This is a genomic window from Acidobacteriota bacterium, assembly GCA_019347945.1.
Lineage (GTDB): Bacteria > Acidobacteriota > Thermoanaerobaculia > Gp7-AA8 > JAHWKK01 > JAHWKK01.
Genome location: JAHWKK010000022.1, coordinates 1 through 22,273, shown reverse-complemented (window position 1 = coordinate 22,273; position 22,273 = coordinate 1). Strand labels below are relative to the sequence as shown.

Below are 22,273 nucleotides of genomic sequence, written 5' to 3'. Positions count from 1 at the left end.
TGGTGAAAAAGAAACGAAAGAAGCTCTACCTGATCGACGGCTCGAACAATTTCTACCGGTCGTACTACGCAATCCGAGGCCTCACGACCTCGGACGGGCTCGCCACCAACGCGCTCTATGGCTTCATCCAGATGTTGAGGAAACTCCTTCGGGAGCACAAGCCGGATGCCATAGCGGTGTCGTTCGACCGGCCGGCCCGCACCTTCCGTCACGAGATCTATCCGGAGTACAAGGCGGATCGCAAGCCGATGCCGGATGACCTCAGCATTCAGCTGCCGCTCGTGCTCGAGCTCCTCGAGGGCTACCGCATCAGGGTCGTTTCGCAGGACGGAGTGGAGGCCGATGATCTTCTCGGCTCGCTCGCCTGCAGAGCCCGTGACTCCGGCTATGAGGTCGTCATCGCGACATCAGACAAGGACTTCTTTCAGCTCGTCGGCGACGGGATCTCCGTTTACCACACCGGCCGGGAAAAAATGCTCGATGCCGACGCAGTCGAGGAGTCGTTCGGGCTTCCCCCTGAGAAAGTCGTCGACGTGATGGCGATCCAGGGAGATTCGATCGACGGCGTGCCCGGAATTCCCGGCATCGGGGAAAAGGGGGCAAAGGATCTCATCCGCGAACACGGCTCGCTCGAGGCGATCTACGCCAACCTCGACGCCGTCGGAAAAAAGTCTCATCGGAAGAAACTCGAGGAGCACCGGGAGATCGCTTTACTCTCGAAGGATCTCGTGACGCTCCGTTGTGACCTCGAGCCCTCCATCGATCTCGACTCGCTGGCTCTCACGGAGCCGGACAATCGGAAACTTCACGAGCTGTTTCGTCGCTGCGAGTTCCAGTCGCTCATGCAGGAGACCATGCCCGACCGGACGCTCGACTGGACGCCAGTGATCATCGAGTCACCCGAGGAACTGGGAGAGCGGACGGCCGGAGAGAAAGAGCTCGCCATTCATGTCTCGGGCAGTCCGACGGGAGAACCGCGGATCGTCGCCTTCTCCTCCGATCGGGACCAGGCGCTCGTGGTGAATGCCGGCGCTGAGGGGATGGGAAAAGCGCTTTCCTCACTTTTCGAATCCGGGAAGCGTTTCATCGCACACAACATCAAATCGGCGTTCCATCTGATGGCCAAAGCCGGCTGGAGCCTTCCAGCCGATTTCGAGGACACGATGCTCATCTCCTACGTTCTCCGACCGGGGCAATACGGTCATGAGCTGGAATCGATCGTCCGCGAAAAGCTGGTTCGCGACCTGATCGAGATCCCCGCCGATTCGCCGCAGCTCGAGCTCGGTGGGGACGGCTCCGAGTCCGGAGTCCGGGCAGCTGCGGATCGTGCCGAATCGACGCTCGAGCTCTTCCGTTCTCTAAATGGCGACCTCGAAAACGACCCGAGCCTCCGATCCGTCTACGAAACAATCGAGAAACCTCTCGTGCCGGTACTTCAACGGATGGAAACCGCTGGTATCCGGGTCGACGTCGACTTTCTTTCGGAGATGTCGAAGCGGTTTTCAAAACGCCTCGACGAGCTCGAGGAACGCATTTACGGAGAGGCCGGTGAGGAATTCAACATCAACAGTCCCTCGCAGCTCGGCTCCATCCTGTTCGAAAAACTCGGTTACCCGATCATCAGGAAGACGAGGAAGACCAAGGGATATTCGACTGCGGTCGAAGTCCTCGAGGAGCTCGCCGCGCGTGGCTATCCGATTCCGGCCCTTATCCTCGAGCATCGGGAGCTTCACAAGCTGAAGTCGACTTACATCGAAGCCTTTCCCGGCATGATCGGACCCGATGGTCGCCTGCGGACGACCTTCAATCAGGCCGTAGCCGCGACCGGACGCCTCTCTTCTTCCGAGCCGAACCTGCAGAACATTCCGATACGTACCGAGCTCGGCCGCGAGATTCGAAAGGCTTTCGTCGCGGAAGAGGGTCACGTGATCATGTCAGCCGACTACTCGCAGATCGAGCTCCGGCTGGCCGCCCACATGTCGGGCGACGAGGACATGATCGACGCCTTCCGTGGAGACATCGACATCCACAGGCGTACCGCGGCGAGAATGTTCGGAATCGACGAACGGCTCGTGAATTCCGACCAGCGAAGAGCGGCTAAGACGATCAACTTCGGCGTTCTTTACGGCATGTCGGCATTCCGCGTCGGAAACGAGCTCGGAATCCCGACGAGCGAAGCGAAGGCATTCGTCCAGGCCTATTTCGACCGCTATCCGAAAATCAGAACGATGCTCGACGCGACTCTCGAGGAGGCGCGCAGTACCGGGAAGGTCACGACGATGTTCGGACGCGTTCGCTACATTCCGGAAATCCGGAATCGCTCATTCACCGTCCGCTCCAACGCCGAGCGAATGGCGACCAACGCGCCGATTCAGGGAAGTGCGGCCGACATCCTCAAAATTGCAATGATCCGTCTCGACGAGCACCTTCAAAAATCATCGAGCAGAACCCGGATGCTGCTGACCGTCCACGACGAAATCGTCTTCGAGGTCCCGGAAGAGGAGCTCGGCGCGATCGAGAAAGACATCACAAGGGTGATGGAATCGGTCGCGACGCTCTCGGTTCCCCTCTCGGTGGAGGCGCGCTGGGGCCGAAGCTGGTTCGAGGCCAAGCAGTAGAATCAGGATCCAGGAGCCAGGAGCCAGGAATCAGGAGCCAGGAGCCAGGAGCCAGGAATCAGGAATCATGAATCAGGAGCCAGCAAACACCAGCCGCAAGTGGATCGAGGAGTCGGCGATTTGGTTCTTGGATGCGCGGATCCAGACACTCTCACAATCGACCGACGAAGCAGGATTCCGGCGGTCACCCGGAATCACTACTGGCGTTCGGATCCAAGCTCATTACGGAGCGAGCAAACATCCGGGTCGGAAGCCACGGAACACTGAGGCTCCTGGATCCTGGTTCCTGCCTCTTGGATCCTGTCTCCTGGATCCTGTCTCCTGGATCCTGCCTCCTGGATCCTGCCTCCTGGATCCTGATTCCTGCCTCTACGCTCGCTTGATCACCCGGATGATGAGAAGCAGGACGACGGCGCCGACGAACGCCGTGACGAGCGCGCCGAACAACCCTCCTCCCGCGCTGATGCCGAGCTGGCCGAAGAGCCATCCTCCGAGAATGGCTCCGACGACCCCGACGATCAGATCGCCGAGGAGCCCGAGGCCCGATTTCATGACGAGGTTCGCGAGGAACCCGGCGGCCAATCCGATCAGAAGAAACCATATGAGTGACACGGTGCGCCCTCCTTGTCCCGCAGGCGTAGCACGAGTCCCGCCAACGGAGGGAACTAAAATTCCGGCCGGGGTGTTAGGCGGGGAGTCGGGCAGTGGCGCAGCCTGGTAGCGTACCTGAATGGGGTTCAGGTGGTCGGGGGTTCAAATCCCCCCTGCCCGACCAGTTCCGATCCCGCGGCAGAACTCCGGCCGCGACCTCTCAAACTACGGACCCCGCCATCGGATCAGGGAGGATCCCGTGACTCAGCAGCCGCAACAGGCGCAACTTCAGATCGTCATCGACGACGAAACATCCCAGGGGAAGTACATCAACTTCGCCAATATCATCCATTCTCCGAGTGAGTTCGTCATCGATCTCGGGCGGATCGTTCCCGGCAAAACCGAGGTTCGCATCCACGAACGGATCATCATGACGCCGCTCCACGCAAAGCAGTTTCTCGACGCACTGAGCCGCAACATCGGCATGTTCGAGCAGAAATTCGGCGAGATCCGGCTCGATGCGTCCCGTGCGCCCCAGGGATTCAGCAGCGACGAACCGTCGAATTGACATCGATGAAAATTCGTATCATCGGAGCTGGTCTCGCCGGCTCGGAGTGCGCACTGCAGCTCGCGAGGCTCGGGCATCGCGTAACCCTCCATGAGATGCGACCGCTCCGCACCACCGAGGCCCATCAGACCGACCGGCTCGGTGAGCTGGTCTGCTCGAACTCGTTTCGAAGCTCGTCGCCGCTGAACGCCGTCGGGCTCCTTAAGGCGGAGATGGCGCTGCTCGATTCGGTGATCATGGAGTGCGGCGAGCGCGCGCGGATTCCGGCGGGCGACGCCTTCGCGGTCGATCGCGGCAAGTTCGCCGACACAGTGACGGGGATGGTCGAGGGCGAGTCTCGCATCGAGCTGGTCCGCGGAGAAGTTCACGATCTGGAGATCGGAGACGCCGACCATCTCGTGATCGCCACCGGGCCGCTGACCAGCTCGGAGCTCTACGACGCGATCGGGCGACGCCTCGGCTCGGACAACCTCTACTTCTACGACGCAATTGCTCCGATCGTGGCCGCCGACTCGCTGGATATGTCGAAGCTCTACTGGAAATCACGGTACGACAAGGGCGACGGCGCCGACTATCTCAACTCGCCGCTGACGAAATCCGAATACGAGTCTTTTCTCGCGGCGCTCGGAGAGGCGGACCTCCACGCGATTCACGACTTCGACGATGCCGCCCATTTCGAAGGATGCCTTCCGATCGAAGAGATGGCCGCACGCGGTGTCGAAACGCTTCGGTACGGACCGATGAAGCCGGTCGGGCTCGAGAATCCTGCAACGGGCGAGCGTCCATGGGCCGTGGTTCAGCTGCGCCGCGAAGATTTCTCCGACGAGTATTTCAATCTGGTCGGTTTCCAGACAAAGATGAAAATCCCGTCGCAACAGAAAGTTCTTCGCATGCTTCCGGGGCTCGAGAACGCGGTGTTCGCGCGATGGGGCTCGATGCACCGGAACACTTTCATCAACGGGCCTCGGCACCTCGACTCCACGTTTCGCTTGAAATCCGATCCGCGGATCTGGTTTGCGGGACAGATCACCGGTGTCGAAGGCTACGTCGAGTCCGCCGCTACGGGTCTGCTGGTCGCGCGCTATATTGGCGCGGTTGGCAATGGAGAGGAGCCACAGCCGTGTCCGGATCACACGGCGCTGGGAGCCCTCGGCCGTCATGTTTCCGAATCGAACCCCGACAGATACCAGCCCTCGAACATCAACTGGGCTCTGATTCGCAACATCTCGGATATTCGTCGGAAGAAAGATCGCCGGGAGGATCAGGTTCGGCTCGCTTTGCAGAGCGTGAGGGAACTGGCGGAACGATCCCTCGACGCCGTGACGAGCTGATTCAGGCGGTCGAGGCCTCCGCTGAAACTTCGCTGGCGGGAATCCTGAAGCCGAAAATCGTCCCCTTCCCCTCCTCGCTTTCGACCCAGATCGTTCCATCATGGCGGTCGATGATCTGTTTGGTGATGTAGAGCCCGAGACCGAGACCTCCGTAGTTGGTCGACGACACCTGGCGGCCACGGTGGAATCGCTCGAAAACGTTATTGATCTCGTCGGCGGGAATGCCCATCCCTTCATCCCTGACCGTGGTCAGGACGCCGTCTTGATCGTTTTCGACGGTCACGTGTACCGGTTTGGACTGATCGGAGTACTTCACGGCATTTTCGATCAGGTTACCGAGCACCTGCTCGAGACGATCCACGTCGCCGCGGATCATGACTTCGGTATCGGGAACCTCGAGGTTGATCTGGCGGTCGGGCTTGGTCATCCGCTGTCGCTCGACGACTTCTTCGACGAACTCATTCCAGTTGAGCTCACGACGGCTGATGTCGAGTCGCCCTGTCTCGATGCGTGAGACGTCGAGAAGTTCGAGAATCAGCCGGGACATCCGGTCGATCTGATCGAGGGCGACATCGAGATATTCGACCGAGTTTTCGACGTCCTTCTCGTTTATCATCGTCTTCGCGAGCTGCGTATACCCCTTGATGGAGGTGACCGGCGTGCGAAGCTCGTGAGATGCGATCGACAGAAATTCATCCTTGAGCCGCGAAAGATCCTCGACCTTCTTTCTGGCATCGACCTGTTCGATGTAGAGCCGCGCGTTCTCGATCGCCACCGCCGCACGCTCGGCCAGCACCTCGGTCAGAGGCAGCTTCTGCTCATTCATCTGGTTTTCGGGGTTCGTTGCGGCGATCGCGAGAGCCCCGATGATCTCGCCTCGCGTCCGGAGCGGCATGACCAGCAGCGACGCGAGCGAGCCGGAGGGGTGATACGGACCCTCCTGCCGGGAGCGGGATCCGCTGTCCATGCTGGTGACCAGCGACGGAACGCCCGTCGCGACTGGCTGTCCGAACGTCCCTTCGCCGACCACCAGGGGTTGTCGGTAGATGAAAGCCCAGGCCAGGCCGAGCGACGACATGTCGCAGTGATGAATCGCCGCGACCCGCATTTCGTTCGTCCCCGGAACCTTCAGAATGACCGCGGCCCAGTCTCCGAGGACTTCGGCTACGCGTTCGGCGATGGCCTGGGTCACCCAGTCGAGGTCGATGTTGCTCGAGAAGAAAGCTCCTGCGTCGGCGAGGGTCTGTGCCCGTTCCGCCTGCACCTGCATCTCGGCCTCGAGCTTGTAGCGCTCGGTGATGTCGCGGAACGTTACGAGTGCACCCCGGGCTCCATCCTCGACGATCGGCGTCGCACTCATCGAGACCATTCGCAGCGGTTCGCTTCCCTTCTGGATCGACACAGGAACGTCGCGAACCTCCTGGCCGGTGGTCAGAGCCTCGACCGCGGGCAATCCACCTTCATCCATCAAATCGCCCTCGACATCCCGAAACCCGTAGACCCGGGAGTGCTCTTCGATCGGTACACCCGTCTCCCGGGTTCCGAGCATCCTTTCGCCCGCGGGGTTGATGTACTCACTCCGGCCGCGGGAATCGACGAGCATGATGCCTTCCGACATGCTCCCGATCATTGCGCGAGTCTTTCTCAATTGGCCTTCGACTGCCTCATGGATGCTCCGTTCGACCCGAAATATGAGAAAAACTCCCAGAGCACCGATGAGAATGACCGACGCGACCAGGGTCACCGTCTGAAACAGGCGAAGATCGTCCAGCCGCTGACGGTATGCGGCGCGACGCGTGGCCTCGTTGACGACGAAGGTTCCGGCAAAGTCGGCCGCCGTTCGCCTGACTCTCATGGCGTCGAGCATTCGCTCGACGGCAGGGCCACCGCGATCGGTTGCGTCGATCTGCTCGTCCGATATGCGCCGCAACTCCTGAAAATGGAGCGTCATGTCGCTGACGAGCTGGCTGTCCCTCTCTTCGACCGCCAGTTCCCTCGCCTCGGCGGCCGTCGTCTCGAACTCCCTGATCGCCTGAGTGTACTGCTCGAGGAATTCGGTTCGACCCTGGGTCAGTGAATAGCCCCGGGAAGCAGCGAGCATCGCGCTGATCGAGGCATCCATCGACATCAGAGCCTTGAGCAGCGGTTCATAGACCTCGGACGCGCGATATTGGTTCTGCCGTTCGTTCTGCAGCACCATGACGTTGACCGACGTCGAAATGATCGTCAGCAGAAACAGCACACCGAACGCCGTCCACAAAATCCTTCTGATCTGCGAGTTCATCGAGTCCTGTCGTCGACCGCGAGCATCGGTCACCTGCGAAGCTCAGGCAGCACTGCAAGAAGGGTGCTCCCGCCACCGCCGGGCTGCATTCCTGTGATCATCCTACACACGAAAAGCCGGATCGCTCCCGCTCCGACATCTCGGACCAGATCATCCTGGCCCTTTCGACGACCCGTCGTTCCGAGTCGAAGCTGAGGACGCCGGCGGCCGCATGAAGGGGGAGCCAGCTGACGTCGTCGACCTCTTCGAGCTGGGGAACGAGCTCGCCGTCGACGTATCTCATCAGGTAATAGTCGACGAATTTGTGAACGAGTATCTGGTGCGCCCGGAAGATGTAATCGATCTCGTCGAGATGACAGAGGATCGATGCTTCGAGACCGGTTTCCTCCCTGACCTCTCTCACCGCCGCCTGCTCAGAGGTCTCGCCATCGTCGATGGTTCCCTTCGGCAATCCAAATCGGGTCTTTCCGTGCGTCTGGATCAGGGCCACCAGCGCCTCTGTGCCCCGACGACCCACGACGACTCCCCCGGCAGAGTGGTGCATTCGCATCGGTTTGCGGCCGTGCCCCATTTCTCGATTGTAGCGAAGATCCCCGCCGACATCGAACCCGGGCCTGATGCGTTATCATGGTCAGTAGAATTGCACCCGGATACGCTCTCGGATCATCGATTGAATACGGAGGACTCATGCACGACGCTGTCGCACTCGTCTCCACGATCATCGTGGTCATTATCCTGTTGGCGGTCATCATCTGGTTCGTCAACCAGCAGCGGGCCAAGGGGCGAATCGACGAAATGGTCAAGAAGCGATCGGCAGACTCCATCATTGCCCATCGCGCGCTCTACATGGAAGGGCGGGAGCGGCTTCCCGTCGCCCTCGCTCTGACCAGTTCCACGATTTACTACGAGAACACCGACCTGGAGGCCAGCCTCGACCTCGATCGCATCGACGAAGTCGAGTACGACGAGGAGACCACGACCGGCCTGTCGCAGGAAGGATGCAAAATTTTGCGTCTCCGCAGCCACGGTCATGTTTTCGAGTTCGTCATCACGAACGCCGAGGCGAAGGAGTGGATGGAGCACCTTCCCCCTCATCATCTGGACGAGCCGGGAAGCGTCCACGCCACCTGACCGATCGGAATGGTCGGCAGCGGGGTCGTGTTGAGGGTGGCGCCACAGGGATCGGGGTGTAGCGCAGCCTGGTAGCGCACCTGCTTTGGGAGCAGGGGGTCGGAGGTTCGAATCCTCTCGCCCCGACCACCTTAGCTTTGAGACGATCATCTTGCGGTGGGTATAGTTCAGGTGGTTAGAACGTCGGATTGTGGCTCCGAAGGTCGTGGGTTCGAGTCCCATTACCCACCCCATTCACCTGCCCGTAGCTCAGCGGATAGAGCAACGGTCTTCTAAACCGTAGGTCGCTGGTTCGAGTCCAGCCGGGCAGGCCAGCTCTCTCGGCCCTCAGCGCTCCCTCCGCAAACCCTCGATCGGATCAATCCGTACCCTCGCCAGCCACTCGAACCGTACGAACAGCACCACCGCAACCACGGTCAGTCCGGCGCAGAGTCCCCACCACAGCCCGTGGATCCCCATCCCCTGACGAAACCCGAGCCAGAACGCGATCGGCATTCCGATCATCCAGTGCCCCACGACATTCGCGTAGAACGTGAACTTGGTGTCGCCCGCGCCTCGAAGCGCGCCCGCCCCGACCGCCTGGATCCCGTCGGAGAGCTGGAACCACGCGGCCACGACGAGAAGAGTCGTTGCCGGAACGAGAATCGCCGGCTGGTTGGTCATGAGCCGCGCCAGCGGTCCCGGAGTCGTCGCGAAAAAAGCCGCCATCACTCCCATCACTCCGCCGCCGAGGATGAATGAAAGCCGGCCGGCGAGCCTCGTGAGCGCATGATCTGCCGCACCGATCGCCGCGCCGACCCGCACGGAGGCGGCCATCGCGATCCCGAATGCGACCGTGTAGGTGAAGGCCGCCAGCTGGATGACGACCTGGTGAGTCGCGAGGTCGATCGTCCCCAGCCGGGCTGCCAGAATGCCGACGAACGCAAACACTCCAACCTCGGCGGTCATCTGCAGCGAGACCGGAACGCCGACTTTCATAGCCGTCGCGATCTCATCTCGCCTCAATCTCCTCGCACCCTCCGGCTCGACGGATACCCTCGCCCCCCGGACGACGATCGCCAGCTGGACCAGCGCGCTGACGACCGTCGTCAGACCCGCTCCGGCGATGCCCATCTCGGGAATCGATCGCAACGGACCCGTCCAGGCAGGAAGCCCGGCACCCCCGAATATCAGCAGAATGTCCGACACGAGGTTCACCACGTTCGCCACCACGACGGCCGTCACCAGCGGCCGGGTGATGTCGACTGCCTGCAGCCACGCCCGGACGACGTAATAGGCCAGGAAGGGAAAAAGACTCAGAGATCGCAGGAGCAGATACGTACGAGACGGGCCGATCAGTTCGTCCTCGATACCGATCCGCGGAAGCAGCGCGGCTCCCGCCATCATCAGCAGCATCAGGACGATCGTGATCGGAATCGAGAGCCATGCCCCCTGCCATCCGATCATCCGCGCGCGATCGGGTTTTCCGGCCCCGACCGCCTGAGCGATCATCGGATCGATCCCCATGATCAGGCCGAGTCCGATCACCGACAGCGAAAAGAAGATCGCGTTTCCGAGTCCGGATGCCGCGAGCTCGACCGCGCCGTAGCGGCCGAGCACGGCGACATCCACCAGACCCATCAGCTGTGATCCCGCCTGCGCCGCAGCAAGCGGAAGTGCAAGCTTCATCAGACGCCGCGCCTCGGATCGGATCTCGGTCGACATGAGCCGCGCATTCTACGGGAGAAGAGTGAAGGGTGAAGAGTGAAGAGTGAAAACGGCTCAACCAAGGTTGATCCTTTTCCAGTTAAGAAGTAAGACCGAAGTGTGAAAAGAAAAAGGATGAGAGGAGGCAGGCATCGCCTTTTTCCACCCCTTCACTCTTCACCCTTCACTCTTCACTCTTCTCTTTCACTCTTCACTCTTCACCCTTCACTCTTCAGTTAGAATCCGCCCATGTTCATCATCCAGGAGATTTTCGCCAGGGAGATTCTCGATTCTCGCGGCAACCCGACCATCGAAGTGGACGTTGTGCTCGATTCCGGCGCGATCGGCCGCGCTGCAGTTCCTTCGGGCGCTTCCACCGGAAAGCGGGAAGCGCTCGAGCTGAGGGATGGAGACAAGAGCCGCTACCTCGGGCGTGGAGTCAGAACGGCCGTCCGGAACGTAAATGAAAAGATCGCCGCCGAGATCGAAGGGATGGACGCTCGCGAACAGGCGATGATCGATCTCCTCATGCTGGAGATGGACGGCACCGGCAACAAGGAATCGCTCGGTGCGAACGCGCTTCTCGGCGTCTCACTGGCGGTGGCCCGAGCTGCTGCCGAATCCGCTGGCCTTCCGACCTTCCTCTATCTCGGTGGACCGGGTGCCCGGACTCTGCCGGTGCCGATGTTGAACGTAATCAACGGCGGAGCGCACGCCAACAACAACCTCGACGTTCAGGAGTTCATGATCATCCCGGCGGGATTCGACACGTTCTCCGAGGCGCTCCGCGCCGGGGTCGAGACCTTTCATCATCTGAAGAAGATTCTCGACGCTGCCGGCCACAGCGTCGCGGTCGGTGACGAAGGCGGCTTCGCTCCGAATCTGAAATCGAACGCCGAAGCGCTCGATCTGATTCTTCGTGCGATCGAAAAGGCGGGCTATCGACCCGCCGATCAGATCTGGCTCGGTCTCGACGTCGCATCGTCCGAGTTTTTCAAAAAAAAGAAATACGCCCTGGCGGGCGAGTCTAAGAATCTCTCCAGTGACGAGATGGTCGCGTATCTCGCCGGTCTGCGGAAGAAGTATCCGATCGTTTCGATCGAGGACGGGATGGCCGAGGAAGACTGGGGCGGATGGAAGACGCTGACCGATTCACTCGGAGAGAGTACCCAGCTCGTCGGCGATGACCTCTTCGTCACCAATCCCGAGATCCTGAGGGAAGGGATCGAGAAGGGTATCGCCAACGCGATCCTCATCAAGGTGAATCAGATCGGGACGCTGACCGAAACCCTCGAGGCGATCGAGATGGCGAAACGGGCGGCGTACCGGTCCGTCATCTCGCACCGCTCAGGTGAAACGGAAGACTCGACGATCGCCGATCTCGCCGTCGCGACCAACGCCGGCCAGATCAAGACCGGGTCGGCATCGCGAAGCGATCGGATAGCCAAGTACAACCAGCTGCTCCGCATCGAGGAAGAGCTCGGGGATGCCGCTTTCTACGCAGGGAAGGAAGCGTTCCGCTCCGGAGTGTTGTGAAAAACAGGTTGGAGGTTGGAGGTTTGAAGTTGGAGGTTTGGGGCTCGGGGCTCGGGATACTAACCCACGTCATTCTGAGCCCGGCGCAGCACGGGCGAAGAATCTGGGCGGGGATCATGAATCAAAGCTTCAGGCGCGGGCACGTTGACTCACGGACCCTCCCCCAGATCCTTCGACGTCCTTCGGCGGCTCAGGATGAAACGACCACGAATTGTTGGATTTCGACCCACTTGCAGCGCCTCGCTTGGGCTGATGTCCCAACCTGCGAGGTCCTTCGCCTGCCCGCCCGACCGCCCGCTCAGGATGACGTCGGTTTGAGTACGCGAGTGCGGTTGTTTCTGCACTCACGGGTGTCATTTCCGTTTCACCGGCGCAAGGCACCGGTCACTTGCGCCTAATGAAACATCCGTTCGCGAGGTCTTTCCCGTGCCCGTGCCCGCGCCCGTGCCCGGCCTCACGGAACCAGCGCTCCGCGCCAGGGTCACATTTCCGGGGTTCATCTCCGATCCCACGAGGCCTTTTGGCCCCGGTGTACTTGCTCAGGATGACGAGTGTTTGATCTCGCGAGTCGTGTACCTCCAACCTCCAACCTCCAACCCGCCCTCAGATCCTGTATCGCCCCTCGATCAGGTCCATGTCGAACATCGCGTAATCGCAGGTGAGCTCTTCACCCTCCTCGATATCCCGAAGCGCGAGGGTCACGTCCCCTTCGAGTGACCCGTTCTGAACGTCGATGCAGTTCGCGATCGCGGGCGCGTGATTGAAAAACCGCGCGTCGTCACCGCAAAGTACATACATATCGGAGTGAAACTCGCGATAAGTGTACTTTCGGATCTGCTCCCGGCAGGATTCGGCCAGAGATTCGATCTGGCCTGGGGTCAGCTTGAGGTCGACGGCCGGGTCGTACCTCCAGATCACCGTGTTTTTCGGGATGAACTGATCTGCAAAGAGTCCGATGCCATGAATGGAGCTCACACCGAGTTTCGTCTTCACCAGCAACATGCGTTAGATCCTTTCGAACGGGACCCCGGTCGCCGGTGGTCGAGGCCGGACGCCGGAGACGCCCTGACTGCGGCAATAATATGCGGCAGATTTCAACCATAATCAATGACTATTTTCAAGGTTGCCGCGACCGCTGCCGGCGAGGCCGACGAGCATTGCGGCGGCGAGCGGAACCAGCCGCTCCAGCCAGTCACCAGGAGTGTTCGGAAGGAGGTAGAAGATCACGGTCAGTCCGAATCCGATCGCCATCGACGCGAACGCCACGGCGCCCTCGATCCTCCGTCCGAACAGCTTCAGAATCAGAATCGGCCCGAAGGCGGACCCGATCGCGTGCCACGCGAAAAGCACCCGGCTGAAAATCGTTGCCGGAGCGAACATCGCCACCAGCATGGCGACGACACTGACGGCCAGGACGACCGACCGCGAGCTCGCAGTTCCTCGGGCGCCATCGGCGGGCCTTTCCCGGCGAATGTCGATGATGATCGAAGAGGAGGCCACCAGAAGCTGGCTGTCGGCCGTCGACATGATCGCCGAGAGCACCGCTGCCGTCATGATTCCGGCGAGAATCGCGGGAAGTACCGCGGCTGCAACGGTGAAGAGGATCTCCTCTCCATCCGGACCAGCCTCGAGCAGGATCCTTCCACACCATCCCGTGACCAGCATGCCGGCGTAGATCAGTACCGCCCAGGTAATCGAGATCGCTCTCCCGCCGCGAAGGCTGGCTTCGTCCCGGAGCGCCATGAAACGGTTGACCACATGCGGCTGACCCGGATAGCCGAGACCGATTCCGAGCGTTCCCATGACGAAGCCGAGCGCGACGATTCCGGCGCGCGGACCGAATACGCCGCCGCCTTCCGCGAACGATTCCGCCAGCGCCCCCGGACCTCCCACCGCGATCAACGCCGCAATCGGAAGGATCACGGCAGTCGACACCATGAGCAGACCCTGGAGACTATCCGTGACACTCACCGCCCAGAACCCACCGAGGAGAGTGTATGCAACGACGACCGCGACGCCGATCGCGATGCTGATGTGCGCGGATAGCCCGAAGCTCGCCGCGAACGCCAGACCGGCAGCCTGGAACTGGGCCGCGATGTAGAAGAGGAACGAGAAAACGATCACGAACGAGCTGAGGAGACGGATCCTCCGGCTCCAGCTGCCCGATCCGGCCACAAATTGCGTCAGAGTGAGGCTGCCATCAGCCCGGCTCGCTTTCATCAGACGGGGCGCGATGACGAACCAGTTGAGCAGAAATCCCCCGACCGTCGCAGGAAAAAGCCAGATCGCCGACAATCCCCAGGCGTACGCCGCGCCGCTCACACCCAGCAGAGTCCAGGCGGATGACGAGCTCGCCGACGCGCTCAGCGCAGCGACCCACCCCCCGAGCTGTCGTCCACCAAGGAAGAAATCCCCTTCGTCGTGCGTCCGCCGGCTCGCCCAGAGTCCGATCGCGATGAGCGCGAGCTGATACGCCACCAGCGTCGCGAAGATCGTTGCACTCGTGCTCACGCGGGCAGACTTTATCAGAGGGATCAGGGATCAGGGATCAGCGCACGCCCGGGATGACAACCTAGGAGCGTCTTTTACGTGGGCCTGTTTCTCCACGCGCAACGCGGGCAATGACGCCGTCGCGGTCGGGCACGACGTTGGACCACGCGCCTGTCCCGGAAATCGAACCTACGTACTGGATTGGCCGAGCCGGCCGTGCCGGATATGCGCTGACCCCTGATCCCTGATCCCTGACCCCCTGCTTCTAACCCACGCTGCCCTCGAGGCTCAGTCCGAGAAGCTTGGTCGCCTCGACCGCGAACTCCATCGGGAGCTCATTGAAGACTTCCTTGCAGAATCCGTTGACGATCATGCCAACGGCGTCCTCAGCCGAGAGACCGCGCTGCTGGCAGTAGAAGAGCTGATCTTCACCGATCTTCGAGGTCGTTGCCTCGTGCTCCATCTGAGCGGTCGAGTTTCTCACCTCGATGTTCGGAAAGGTGTGGGCCCCACACTCGTCGCCGATCAGCAGGGAATCGCACTGCGAGAAGTTACGCGCGTTGTCCGCGCCCTTCATGATCTGGACGAGGCCTCGATATGTATTCTGACCGTGGCCCGCGGAGATACCCTTCGAAATGATCGTGCTTCGGGTGTTCTTGCCGATGTGGATCATCTTCGTACCGGTGTCGGCCCGCTGGTAATTGTTCGTCAGCGCAACCGAGTAGAACTCCCCGACCGAGTCGTCGCCCTGAAGAATGCAGCTCGGGTATTTCCACGTGATCGCCGAGCCGGTCTCGACCTGCGTCCACGAAACGCGCGCTTTCTCGAATGCCTTGCCGCGCTTGGTGACGAAGTTGTAGATGCCGCCCCGCCCCTGCTTGTCGCCGGGATACCAGTTCTGAACCGTCGAGTACTTGATTGTTGCGCCCGGTAGAGCGACCAGCTCGACGACTGCCGCGTGAAGCTGATTCTCGTCACGCCGTGGCGCGGTACAACCCTCCAGGTAGCTCACATGGCTTCCCTCGTCGGCGATGATCAGCGTTCGCTCGAACTGACCCGTTCCGGCGGTGTTGATCCGGAAATACGTCGAGAGCTCCATCGGACAGCGCACACCCTTCGGGATGTAGCAGAACGATCCGTCGCTGAAGACTGCCGAGTTGAGAGTCGCAAAGAAGTTGTCGGTATACGGGACGACCGATCCGAGGTACTTCTGGACGAGCTCGGGATGATTGCGGACCGCATCGGAGAAGGAGCAGAAGATGATTCCCATCTTCGCCAGCTCTTCGCGAAAAGTCGTCGCCACCGAAACGCTGTCGAAGACGGCATCGACCGCGACACCGGTCAGCCGCTTCTGTTCTTCCAGCGAGATCCCGAGTTTGTTGAACGTGTCGAGCAGTTCCTGGTCGACCTCGTCGAGGCTTTCGAGCTTCGGCTTCTTCTTCGGAGCCGAGTAATAGCTGATCGACTGGTAGTCGACCGGCGGGTAGTCGCCTTTGAGCCAGTGCGGCTCCTTCATCGTCGTCCAGTGGCGATACGCCTTGAGCCGCCACTCCAGCATGAACTCCGGCTCGTTCTTCCGTCGGGAGATCTCGCGGACGACTTCCTCGTTCAGCCCTGGCGGCAGCGTGTCCGATTCGATGTCGGAGACGAAACCGTATTTGTAGTCCTGTTCGGTCAGCGCCTGAATCTGCTCGGATTCGGTCAGCGCAGCCGGAATCTGTTCAGTAGAGCTCATATCTTTGTAAACCGTACCAGAACGGTACTATTTCACGAAACTCCCCGTAGATCAGGCGGTTTCCAGTGACTCGGAGTGCCGGAGCGAACCGGCGATCTTCGCCCCCGTCTCCTCCCAGGTTTTCTGATCCACTCCGTCGAGAAGGTCCTGGAGCGTCACCTCGTCGAAAGCGGTCTTGATCGCCCGGTTGATCCCGCTCATGAACGCCCGCGAGGGGCAGTTCGACCGAATGGTGCAGATCGCATGGCCCTCTTCGTCGAACGTATTGCAATCGACGAGATCGGACGGACCCTCGAGAGCTTCGACAAGCCCTCTGAGCGACACACTCCCCGGCTCGCCCTCGAACAGATAGCCTCCCCTCGCCCCCCTCTTCGAATCGACGATCCCGCTGTCATGCAGAATCTTGAGCACTTTCGAAATCATCGGGACTGGAAGAGAATAGAATTCTGCAATCTCACGCGCCGAGGAGGTCTTTCCTTCCTGCCGGGCGAGGTAGACGGCAACGAGCAACCCGTAGTCCGTGATTTTGGAGAGCTTGAGCATGGGATGTCGAAAGGGTACCGGAACGGTCCTGTTTTCGTGAACATCAGGGTCGTCGGCTCTCTTCCGTGCGGCGTCCCCTCAAAACAGACGAAATTTTGAACCACAGTCGACGATGTTTCAGAACTCCGGAGGCCACCCGATGAAAACAAAGATCTTCCTTTCGCTTCTGGCGATCATGGCCATGCCGCTCACGGCCCTCGACCCATCGGTCATGGAATCGACTGAGATCGTGGCGCAGGATGCCGCGGACCAGTCCGTGAAAGTCGAGCACAAGACCGAGATCGCTACGATCGGTGCGGACAACCTGAAGAGCTCCGACCTCACCGCCATTCGACGGCCGGACGGCGGCGTCGAGGTCGATCTCGATGGAAGATTCGGCCATGCGCTCGTCGCGCACGTCTCTCCGGACGGCACGATCACGTATGCCTGCACCGACTCCCACGAGACGGTTGCGAAAGTGCTGAGCCAGGATGCAAAGGTCTCCGCGTCTGAAGCGGAGAAGAATCGATGAAGCGGGCGGCCCTGAGCTTCGTCGCACTGGTGGTGGCGGTCTGCTCGCTTCAAGTCTCGGCGGCCAGTGTCCGGATCGCCAACAACGATGGCGCCAACGAAGGATTCAACGATCCGACGGAGGCGGACCCCGTCGGCGGAAATCCCGGAACGACGGTGGGAGCGCAGCGCCTGATCGCCTTTCAGTTCGCGGCCGACCTCTGGGCCGGACTCCTGAATGGGGACGACGAGGTCGTCGTCAGGGCCAACTTCGATCCGCAGGAGTGCACCTCGACGAGCGCGGTGCTCGGCTCGGCCGGACCGCTCAATGCCATCCGGGACTTTCCAGGAGCTCCGATTCCGGGGATGTACTACGTGGTGGCGCTGGCCAACCGGCTCGCCCGCCAGGATCTCAACGGCGGCACCGCCGAGGTCCGAGCGACGTTCAACAGCGACATCGGAACGGAGGGCTGTTTCAACAACTCTCCCTGGTACTACGGACTCGACAACAACCCCCCGCCCGGTCACATCGATCTCGTGGTCGTCGTGCTGCACGAGCTCGGTCATGGACTCGGTTTCATCGCGCTCTACAACCGCGACACCGGCGCGCTCTTCGAGGGCTTCCCCGACATCTACACCGCGCATCTGATCGACGGCAGCACCGAGACCCTCTTCACCGACATGACCAAAGCCGAGCGCCAGGCCGCGTCGGTTAAAGACGGCGAGATCGCATGGGTGGGCCGCAATGCCGTGGCGGCGGCCCCGTCGTTCCTCGAGGGTGAGCCAACCGTCACCGTCAACTCTCCCGCTTCCGTTGCGGGCGACTACGAGGCCGGAACGGCAAGCTTCGGTCCCCTGGTCGACGACGCCGGTGTCACAGGCACGCTGGTCCAGGCGCTCGATGCCGCGAATGCGTCGGGACCTTCGACCACGGATGGGTGCACGGCTTTCTCCAACGCGAACGAGGTGGCGGGCAATATCGCGATCATCGATCGCGGCAAATGTACATTCGTTCAGAAAGTCCTCAACGCCCAGGCCGCGGGAGCCGTCGGAGTCATCATCGTCAACAATGTCGCTGGTGATGGCGTGGTCGAGATGGCGGGCGACGATGAGTCGATCACGATACCGGTTCTGAGTGTGAGCCTCGAGGACGGAGCCGAGATTCGAACGGCGCTCGAAAGCGGGATCAGCGTCACGCTGCGCGCCGATCCGAGCTCACTTGCGGGAACCGATGACCAGGACCGTCCCTTGATCTACGCGCCGAACCCGCTCCAGGCCGGCTCATCGATCTCTCACTGGGATACCAGAGCCTCACCGAACCTCCTGATGGAGCCGAACGTCACCGCGACCCTCGGTCACGGCATCGACCTCTCCCGGGACGCTTTCTCGGACATGGGCTGGTTCTCCGCGGCGGTCGTCGAATCGACGATGCGAGATGAAATGGCCGTCGATAACGACAGCGACGGAAAAGCCGATCCCGGGGACGTCGTCCGTCTTCTCGTGACCATCCAGAACAACGGCGGCACCGATGCTCGAGGCGTGAGGTTCACCTCGTCGGTGCCAGCGGGCGCCCAACTCGTGAGAGGCTCCGTCAAATCGACGGCGGGCACCACGAGCGACACGAACGGGATCGCGACGGTGCAGGTCGGCGATCTCGACGTCGGGTCCGAGGTGACGATCATTTTCGACATACTCATCGAGCCGCTGAACCCAACCCCGCCTGCCTCGATCGCGATTCAGGGCCAGATCACCGGAACCAACATCGACTCGCTCGTCACGGATGATCCGTCCACCGTTCAGGCCGCTGATGCGACGGTGATTCAGATCGATCCTTCGCCCGTTGCGGCGAGGAAGAGCGCGTCGATCGTCAACGATCTCGATGAAGATGGGTCAATCAGCAGAGGCGAGACGATCCGTTACTCGATCATCGTCACCAACGAACGCCTCACATCGCTCAGCGGAGTGGTTCTCACCGACGATCCCGACCCGAATACGACGATCGTGGCCGGCTCGGTCACCACAACGCTGGGAACGGTGACGAGCGGAAACAGCTCCGGAGATTCGACGGTCGTCGTATCGATCGGGAACATGGCCCCCGGCGCCGCCGTGACCGTCACGTTTGAAGCTCGCGTGAACGACGCGACACCCGATTCCGTCTTCGTCATCTCCAATCAGGCCGTGGTGACGGGAAACGGATTTCCCCCGACGTTGTCGGATGATCCGGCGACGGTGCCCACGAGTGATCCGACCGAGCTCGGGTTCGCACTCGAGAGGCGCCGGGGCATCCGCCACCGCTGATCTCATTTCATCGATGAACCGAAGGGCCGCCCGGATCAAGGGCGGCCCTTTTTTTTCTGGCGAAGTTCGTTTCGCCCCGTTCATCGCCGCAACCCGACCTCGTAACGACCCACCTGCCGCCGGTCCGTGTAGTTCTCCTCGGCCCATTCGAACAGCTCCGGAGCCCGGCTGCGATTCGGTACACCGTCGTATTGACCAACTTCCGGCGTGCTCCGGAGAATCACATACGCGGGCGGATGCAGACGCACCTGATCCATCGCCTCCGCTCTCAGCCGCGGGTTTCCCAGCATCGGAAGATTCGCCATTCGGATCGCCGGCCGCCGCTCGAGAAAAAAGTACAGCGCAAACTCGCCCGACAGATCGAGTATCGGATCGTCCGGCTCGGAGTGCTCGCGCGAGAACGCGATGAGCGCACCGAGGTCCTCGGCGTTCCCCGCCCAGGTCATCGTTCCGCCTCCACGATCCGTCGGGTACGGAACCAGTCCCGGAACCTCGAAACGGGTATCGAGCTCGGAGAGCATCTTCCCTCCGTACTCGAAGTTCAGCGGCACCTCGAAGTAGTGCCAGGACAGCCAGCCCGCAACGGTCAGCCCGAGCGCGGCCGCCGCCCTTCCGGCTCTCGCTCGGGTACGTTCGGTGAGCGCGATCCACAACGGCTCGAGCAGGACGGCGGTGACGATGAGCCCTACCAGAATCGCGGCGAACCGGGTGTGTCCCCAGCCCGTTCGGCCCGCAGCGCTTCTGAACAGAAACACGGCGAAAACGATCGTGAAGAGGAGGGTCATCGCGCGAGGCGTCGCTTCGCGCGCGAGCCGCCGCAACACGATCACGAGTGCGATTCCGTAAACGAGAAGCGGCGTGTAGTAGCGAAGCCAGGGTGCCGTCCAGAGCGTCCCGTCGCGATGGAGGTCGACGAGGCGGGAGAACGTCGGGAGCGGGGGAGCAGGGAGCGCCCAGATCGCATCGATCGAAGAAGGAATGAGGACGAACGAATCGTGAATGAACCGTCCGATGTCCGCCCGGACGATCAGAAGAATCACCACCGGAAAGATGATCGCCGCGGATGCACCCGCCAGCAAAACTCCCCGGCGATTCCGCTCCCGGAAAATCCCGAAGGCGAGCGCGGGAATCATCGTCGCCACACTGTAGACGCCAACCTCGAAGCTCCAGAGAAGACCGAACCACGCCGATGCCATCGCTGCGACGAGCCACCGAAGCTTCGACGTCCGGGCGTACCCCCCGATGCAGAGGAGCATCAGAAAGCCCGGGAGCAGCCGAAACCACGGAAAGACGCTCATAACCCCCGCTGCGGTCCCGCAGAGGGCTAGAAACGCCCCGAGCACGGCTCCAGCGCGCGTCCGACAGACCGCGAAGGCGAGTGGAACCAGGAGCGCGAGTGTCAGCGAGTCGAGCAGCGAACGAACGAGTCTCGACCGCCACACCGAGGGCTCGCCGGCCCACGCCAGCAGATCGAGAAAGCCGTCGGCGAACAGCCCGTGGAGAAATGCGACATCGCCGTACGGCTCACCTCCCAGATCGAGCACCGTGGCGGGAGAGAGGTGCTCCCCCTCGTGAAACATCTCCATGAACTGCTGGGGATGAAAGTGCAGCAGGAACATCAGGACCGCGGTGACTGCCATCAACACGAGTGACGTTCCGGAGAGTGGCGAGACCGGCGCGGGCTCGGCTTTGAAAACCGAGGATTTCCTCCGGAAGAGCATCCCCCCAATCACGCCGCCGAGAAAGACCGCGGCGACGATCGCCGCGACGACGAAGTAATCGAATCCCTTCGGATACCCGTTGACCGTGACGAATCCGATGCCGCCGTCGGGAACCGTGAAGTGTTCCCTCAGCGACGGAAGAATGGAGATCAGCAGGATCAGTGAAGCGACGGACCCGGCGACGATGCCGCCGACTGAGGAGTGCCGGAACCGGTCGAGCAGAGCCGCGGAAAATGAGCGCGAGAGCCCCTGGTCCGTCGTTCGCGATCCTTCGTCCGACGTCCCGGCAGACTCCGGACTCGGCTCATTGCCGGCAGCACACATTTCGAAACGGGAGAATAGAACGGGACCTCCCCCTTTCCCAACCCGCGCAGAAACCGATTCGGTCAGATCGATCAACGCACGGTCTTCACCGGATCACATTGCCGCGAGCGGAATCGCGAGCTTCTGTGCGCCCTCGATCATTCTCACATCGTAGCTGGCGAGCTCGAGATCGAGACCCTGTTCGCCGAGAAAGAGAATCGTGGAGAGATGCAAAGCGTCGAGGGTCCGAACCGGAACGGGGAAGCGTTCGATCGCTCGTCTCAAAACATCCCGGGAAAGCTCCGCGATCGCGAATGACTCGAGAAGCTGACGCGCCGCTTCCCCGTGCGAATCAGCCTTCGCTCTGCGGTGGATCGCGTTCCATATCTCGTACTCCAGAAGCCGGCTCGAGATGAGCTCCTCGTCCCACAGCTTCGCCGGAGGATGCTGGTCCTCCGCGAAAAGCTCGGCCAGAACGATCGAGGTATCGACGTAGATCACCGATCGTTCCTCTGCCGGTCCAGTTCATCGAGGATCTCGGCGAGCGGAGCGAGCGGTTTCCGCGCCGACGGCGGGCGCTTCAACACCGGAGGCGTGACCCATCCTTTCCGAACCGCCTCCGCGAGAACCGCGTCAGATACCGTGTCCGCTCGCGAGGCTCCGGGTTGGGTGATCTCGGCGACGACCCGGTCCCGGTCGGTCACGAGAATCGTCTCTCCTCGGGCAGCGAGCCGAATGTACTCGCTCAGCTTCGTACATGACCCGCGAAGAGGGCGGGGTCGGGGGGGGTGGGGGGGGAGTAGGATGGGGGGGGGGGTGTGGAGGGGGGGTAAGAGGGGGGGGGTGCGGGCGACGAACGCAGCGCCCCCGGCGGACCGGCGGGGGGGTGGCCCGGGCGGGGGGGGGGAGCGGGGGGGAAGAGGGGGGGGGGGGGGGGTGGGGGAGGGAG

18 protein-coding genes and 4 tRNA genes are annotated in these 22,273 nt (G+C 61.5%); 11 read left to right on the top strand and 11 right to left on the bottom strand.

What is annotated here, in order from left to right; translation table 11 throughout:
• Nucleotides 1–2: 2 nt before the first annotated feature.
• Nucleotides 3–2,618, top strand: a complete 2,616-nt coding sequence (gene polA / locus KY459_13095) for a DNA polymerase I (GenBank protein MBW3565650.1) — start codon at nt 3–5, stop codon at nt 2,616–2,618.
• 369 nt (nt 2,619–2,987) lie between these two features.
• On the opposite strand, the gene KY459_13090 is transcribed toward polA, so the two are convergent.
• A complete protein-coding gene (locus KY459_13090; protein MBW3565649.1) occupies nt 2,988–3,230 on the bottom strand; it encodes a GlsB/YeaQ/YmgE family stress response membrane protein in 243 nt (80 codons plus the stop codon).
• Between the two features lie 86 nt (nt 3,231–3,316).
• On the opposite strand from KY459_13090, the gene KY459_13085 reads away from it, so the two are divergent.
• The 3 genes from KY459_13085 (at nt 3,317) to trmFO (ending at nt 5,108) form a co-directional block, all read left to right on the top strand.
• A tRNA-Pro gene (locus tag KY459_13085) sits at nt 3,317–3,393 on the top strand.
• A 75-nt stretch (nt 3,394–3,468) separates the two neighbouring features.
• On the top strand, nt 3,469–3,777 hold the full coding sequence (locus tag KY459_13080) for a DUF3467 domain-containing protein (protein ID MBW3565648.1): 309 nt from the start codon (nt 3,469–3,471) through the stop codon (nt 3,775–3,777).
• A gap of 5 nt (nt 3,778–3,782) precedes the next feature.
• Entirely contained in the window at nt 3,783–5,108 is a 1,326-nt protein-coding gene (gene trmFO / locus KY459_13075) for a methylenetetrahydrofolate--tRNA-(uracil(54)-C(5))-methyltransferase (FADH(2)-oxidizing) TrmFO (GenBank protein ID MBW3565647.1), read from the top strand.
• A gap of 1 nt (nt 5,109) precedes the next feature.
• Here the strand turns inward: trmFO and KY459_13070 are convergent, their stop codons facing one another.
• Nucleotides 5,110–7,392: a GAF domain-containing protein gene (locus tag KY459_13070; GenBank protein ID MBW3565646.1), complete on the bottom strand. Its 2,283-nt coding sequence runs from the start codon at nt 7,390–7,392 to the stop codon at nt 5,110–5,112.
• A gap of 97 nt (nt 7,393–7,489) precedes the next feature.
• Nucleotides 7,490–7,963, bottom strand: a complete 474-nt coding sequence (locus KY459_13065) for an NUDIX hydrolase (GenBank protein MBW3565645.1) — start codon at nt 7,961–7,963, stop codon at nt 7,490–7,492.
• Nucleotides 7,964–8,079: 116 nt separating this feature from the next.
• Here KY459_13065 and KY459_13060 point away from each other — a divergent pair, with 116 nt between their 5' ends.
• The 4 genes from KY459_13060 to KY459_13045 all read left to right on the top strand — a co-directional run bounded on the left by KY459_13060 (nt 8,080) and on the right by KY459_13045 (nt 8,837).
• A complete protein-coding gene (locus tag KY459_13060; protein MBW3565644.1) occupies nt 8,080–8,523 on the top strand; it encodes a hypothetical protein in 444 nt (147 codons plus the stop codon).
• Nucleotides 8,524–8,575: 52 nt separating this feature from the next.
• Nucleotides 8,576–8,652, top strand: a tRNA-Pro gene (locus KY459_13055).
• A 27-nt stretch (nt 8,653–8,679) separates the two neighbouring features.
• A tRNA-His gene (locus KY459_13050) sits at nt 8,680–8,756 on the top strand.
• Nucleotides 8,757–8,761: 5 nt separating this feature from the next.
• Nucleotides 8,762–8,837: transfer RNA gene (locus KY459_13045), tRNA-Arg, on the top strand.
• A 13-nt stretch (nt 8,838–8,850) separates the two neighbouring features.
• Here the strand turns inward: KY459_13045 and KY459_13040 are convergent.
• Nucleotides 8,851–10,227 carry an MATE family efflux transporter gene (locus KY459_13040; protein ID MBW3565643.1) on the bottom strand — a complete coding sequence of 459 codons (1,377 nt, stop codon included), beginning with the start codon at nt 10,225–10,227 and terminating at the stop codon, nt 8,851–8,853.
• A gap of 231 nt (nt 10,228–10,458) precedes the next feature.
• Here KY459_13040 and eno point away from each other — a divergent pair, with 231 nt between their 5' ends.
• A complete protein-coding gene (gene eno, locus KY459_13035; GenBank protein ID MBW3565642.1) occupies nt 10,459–11,745 on the top strand; it encodes a phosphopyruvate hydratase in 1,287 nt (428 codons plus the stop codon).
• A gap of 603 nt (nt 11,746–12,348) precedes the next feature.
• Here eno and KY459_13030 read toward each other — a convergent pair.
• The 4 genes from KY459_13030 to KY459_13015 all read right to left on the bottom strand — a co-directional run bounded on the left by KY459_13030 (nt 12,349) and on the right by KY459_13015 (nt 16,513).
• The gene (locus KY459_13030; GenBank protein ID MBW3565641.1) at nt 12,349–12,747 is read right to left on the bottom strand and encodes an SET domain-containing protein; all 399 of its coding nucleotides are present in this window, start codon (nt 12,745–12,747) and stop codon (nt 12,349–12,351) included.
• A gap of 102 nt (nt 12,748–12,849) precedes the next feature.
• Complete coding sequence (locus KY459_13025; protein MBW3565640.1) at nt 12,850–14,256, bottom strand: sodium/proline symporter; 1,407 nt, start codon at nt 14,254–14,256, stop codon at nt 12,850–12,852.
• 244 nt (nt 14,257–14,500) lie between these two features.
• Nucleotides 14,501–15,970, bottom strand: a complete 1,470-nt coding sequence (sufB, locus tag KY459_13020) for a Fe-S cluster assembly protein SufB (GenBank protein MBW3565639.1) — start codon at nt 15,968–15,970, stop codon at nt 14,501–14,503.
• Nucleotides 15,971–16,021: 51 nt separating this feature from the next.
• A complete protein-coding gene (locus tag KY459_13015; protein MBW3565638.1) occupies nt 16,022–16,513 on the bottom strand; it encodes an Rrf2 family transcriptional regulator in 492 nt (163 codons plus the stop codon).
• Between the two features lie 139 nt (nt 16,514–16,652).
• Here KY459_13015 and KY459_13010 point away from each other — a divergent pair, with 139 nt between their 5' ends.
• Complete coding sequence (locus KY459_13010) at nt 16,653–17,024, top strand: hypothetical protein (protein MBW3565637.1); 372 nt, start codon at nt 16,653–16,655, stop codon at nt 17,022–17,024.
• Nucleotides 17,021–19,300: a DUF11 domain-containing protein gene (locus tag KY459_13005; protein ID MBW3565636.1), complete on the top strand. Its 2,280-nt coding sequence runs from the start codon at nt 17,021–17,023 to the stop codon at nt 19,298–19,300. The genes KY459_13010 and KY459_13005 overlap by 4 nt, the downstream gene beginning before the upstream one ends.
• A gap of 80 nt (nt 19,301–19,380) precedes the next feature.
• On the opposite strand, the gene KY459_13000 is transcribed toward KY459_13005, so the two are convergent.
• From KY459_13000 to KY459_12990, 3 genes are all read right to left on the bottom strand, one after another.
• Nucleotides 19,381–21,345: a hypothetical protein gene (locus tag KY459_13000; protein MBW3565635.1), complete on the bottom strand. Its 1,965-nt coding sequence runs from the start codon at nt 21,343–21,345 to the stop codon at nt 19,381–19,383.
• A 93-nt stretch (nt 21,346–21,438) separates the two neighbouring features.
• Entirely contained in the window at nt 21,439–21,825 is a 387-nt protein-coding gene (locus KY459_12995; protein MBW3565634.1) for a PIN domain-containing protein, read from the bottom strand.
• Nucleotides 21,822–22,130, bottom strand: coding sequence for a prevent-host-death protein (locus KY459_12990; GenBank protein ID MBW3565633.1), 309 nt, complete (start codon nt 22,128–22,130; stop codon nt 21,822–21,824). The genes KY459_12995 and KY459_12990 overlap by 4 nt, the downstream gene beginning before the upstream one ends.
• Nucleotides 22,131–22,273: the final 143 nt, after the last annotated feature.

Bases quoted from the DNA above. Each gene is read 5' to 3' on its own strand.
- trmFO (MBW3565647.1), top strand. From the start codon at position 3,783: ATGAAAATTCGTATCATCGGAGCTGGTCTCGCCGGCTCGGAGTGCGCA.
- KY459_13065 (MBW3565645.1), bottom strand. From the start codon at position 7,963: ATGGGGCACGGCCGCAAACCGATGCGAATGCACCACTCTGCCGGGGGA.
- KY459_13000 (MBW3565635.1), bottom strand. From the start codon at position 21,345: ATGTGTGCTGCCGGCAATGAGCCGAGTCCGGAGTCTGCCGGGACGTCG.
- eno (MBW3565642.1), top strand. From the start codon at position 10,459: ATGTTCATCATCCAGGAGATTTTCGCCAGGGAGATTCTCGATTCTCGC.
- sufB (MBW3565639.1), bottom strand. From the start codon at position 15,970: ATGAGCTCTACTGAACAGATTCCGGCTGCGCTGACCGAATCCGAGCAG.
- KY459_13060 (MBW3565644.1), top strand. From the start codon at position 8,080: ATGCACGACGCTGTCGCACTCGTCTCCACGATCATCGTGGTCATTATC.
- KY459_13015 (MBW3565638.1), bottom strand. From the start codon at position 16,513: ATGCTCAAGCTCTCCAAAATCACGGACTACGGGTTGCTCGTTGCCGTC.
- KY459_13030 (MBW3565641.1), bottom strand. From the start codon at position 12,747: ATGTTGCTGGTGAAGACGAAACTCGGTGTGAGCTCCATTCATGGCATC.
- KY459_13010 (MBW3565637.1), top strand. From the start codon at position 16,653: ATGAAAACAAAGATCTTCCTTTCGCTTCTGGCGATCATGGCCATGCCG.
- KY459_13005 (MBW3565636.1), top strand. From the start codon at position 17,021: ATGAAGCGGGCGGCCCTGAGCTTCGTCGCACTGGTGGTGGCGGTCTGC.
- KY459_13040 (MBW3565643.1), bottom strand. From the start codon at position 10,227: ATGTCGACCGAGATCCGATCCGAGGCGCGGCGTCTGATGAAGCTTGCA.
- KY459_13070 (MBW3565646.1), bottom strand. From the start codon at position 7,392: ATGAACTCGCAGATCAGAAGGATTTTGTGGACGGCGTTCGGTGTGCTG.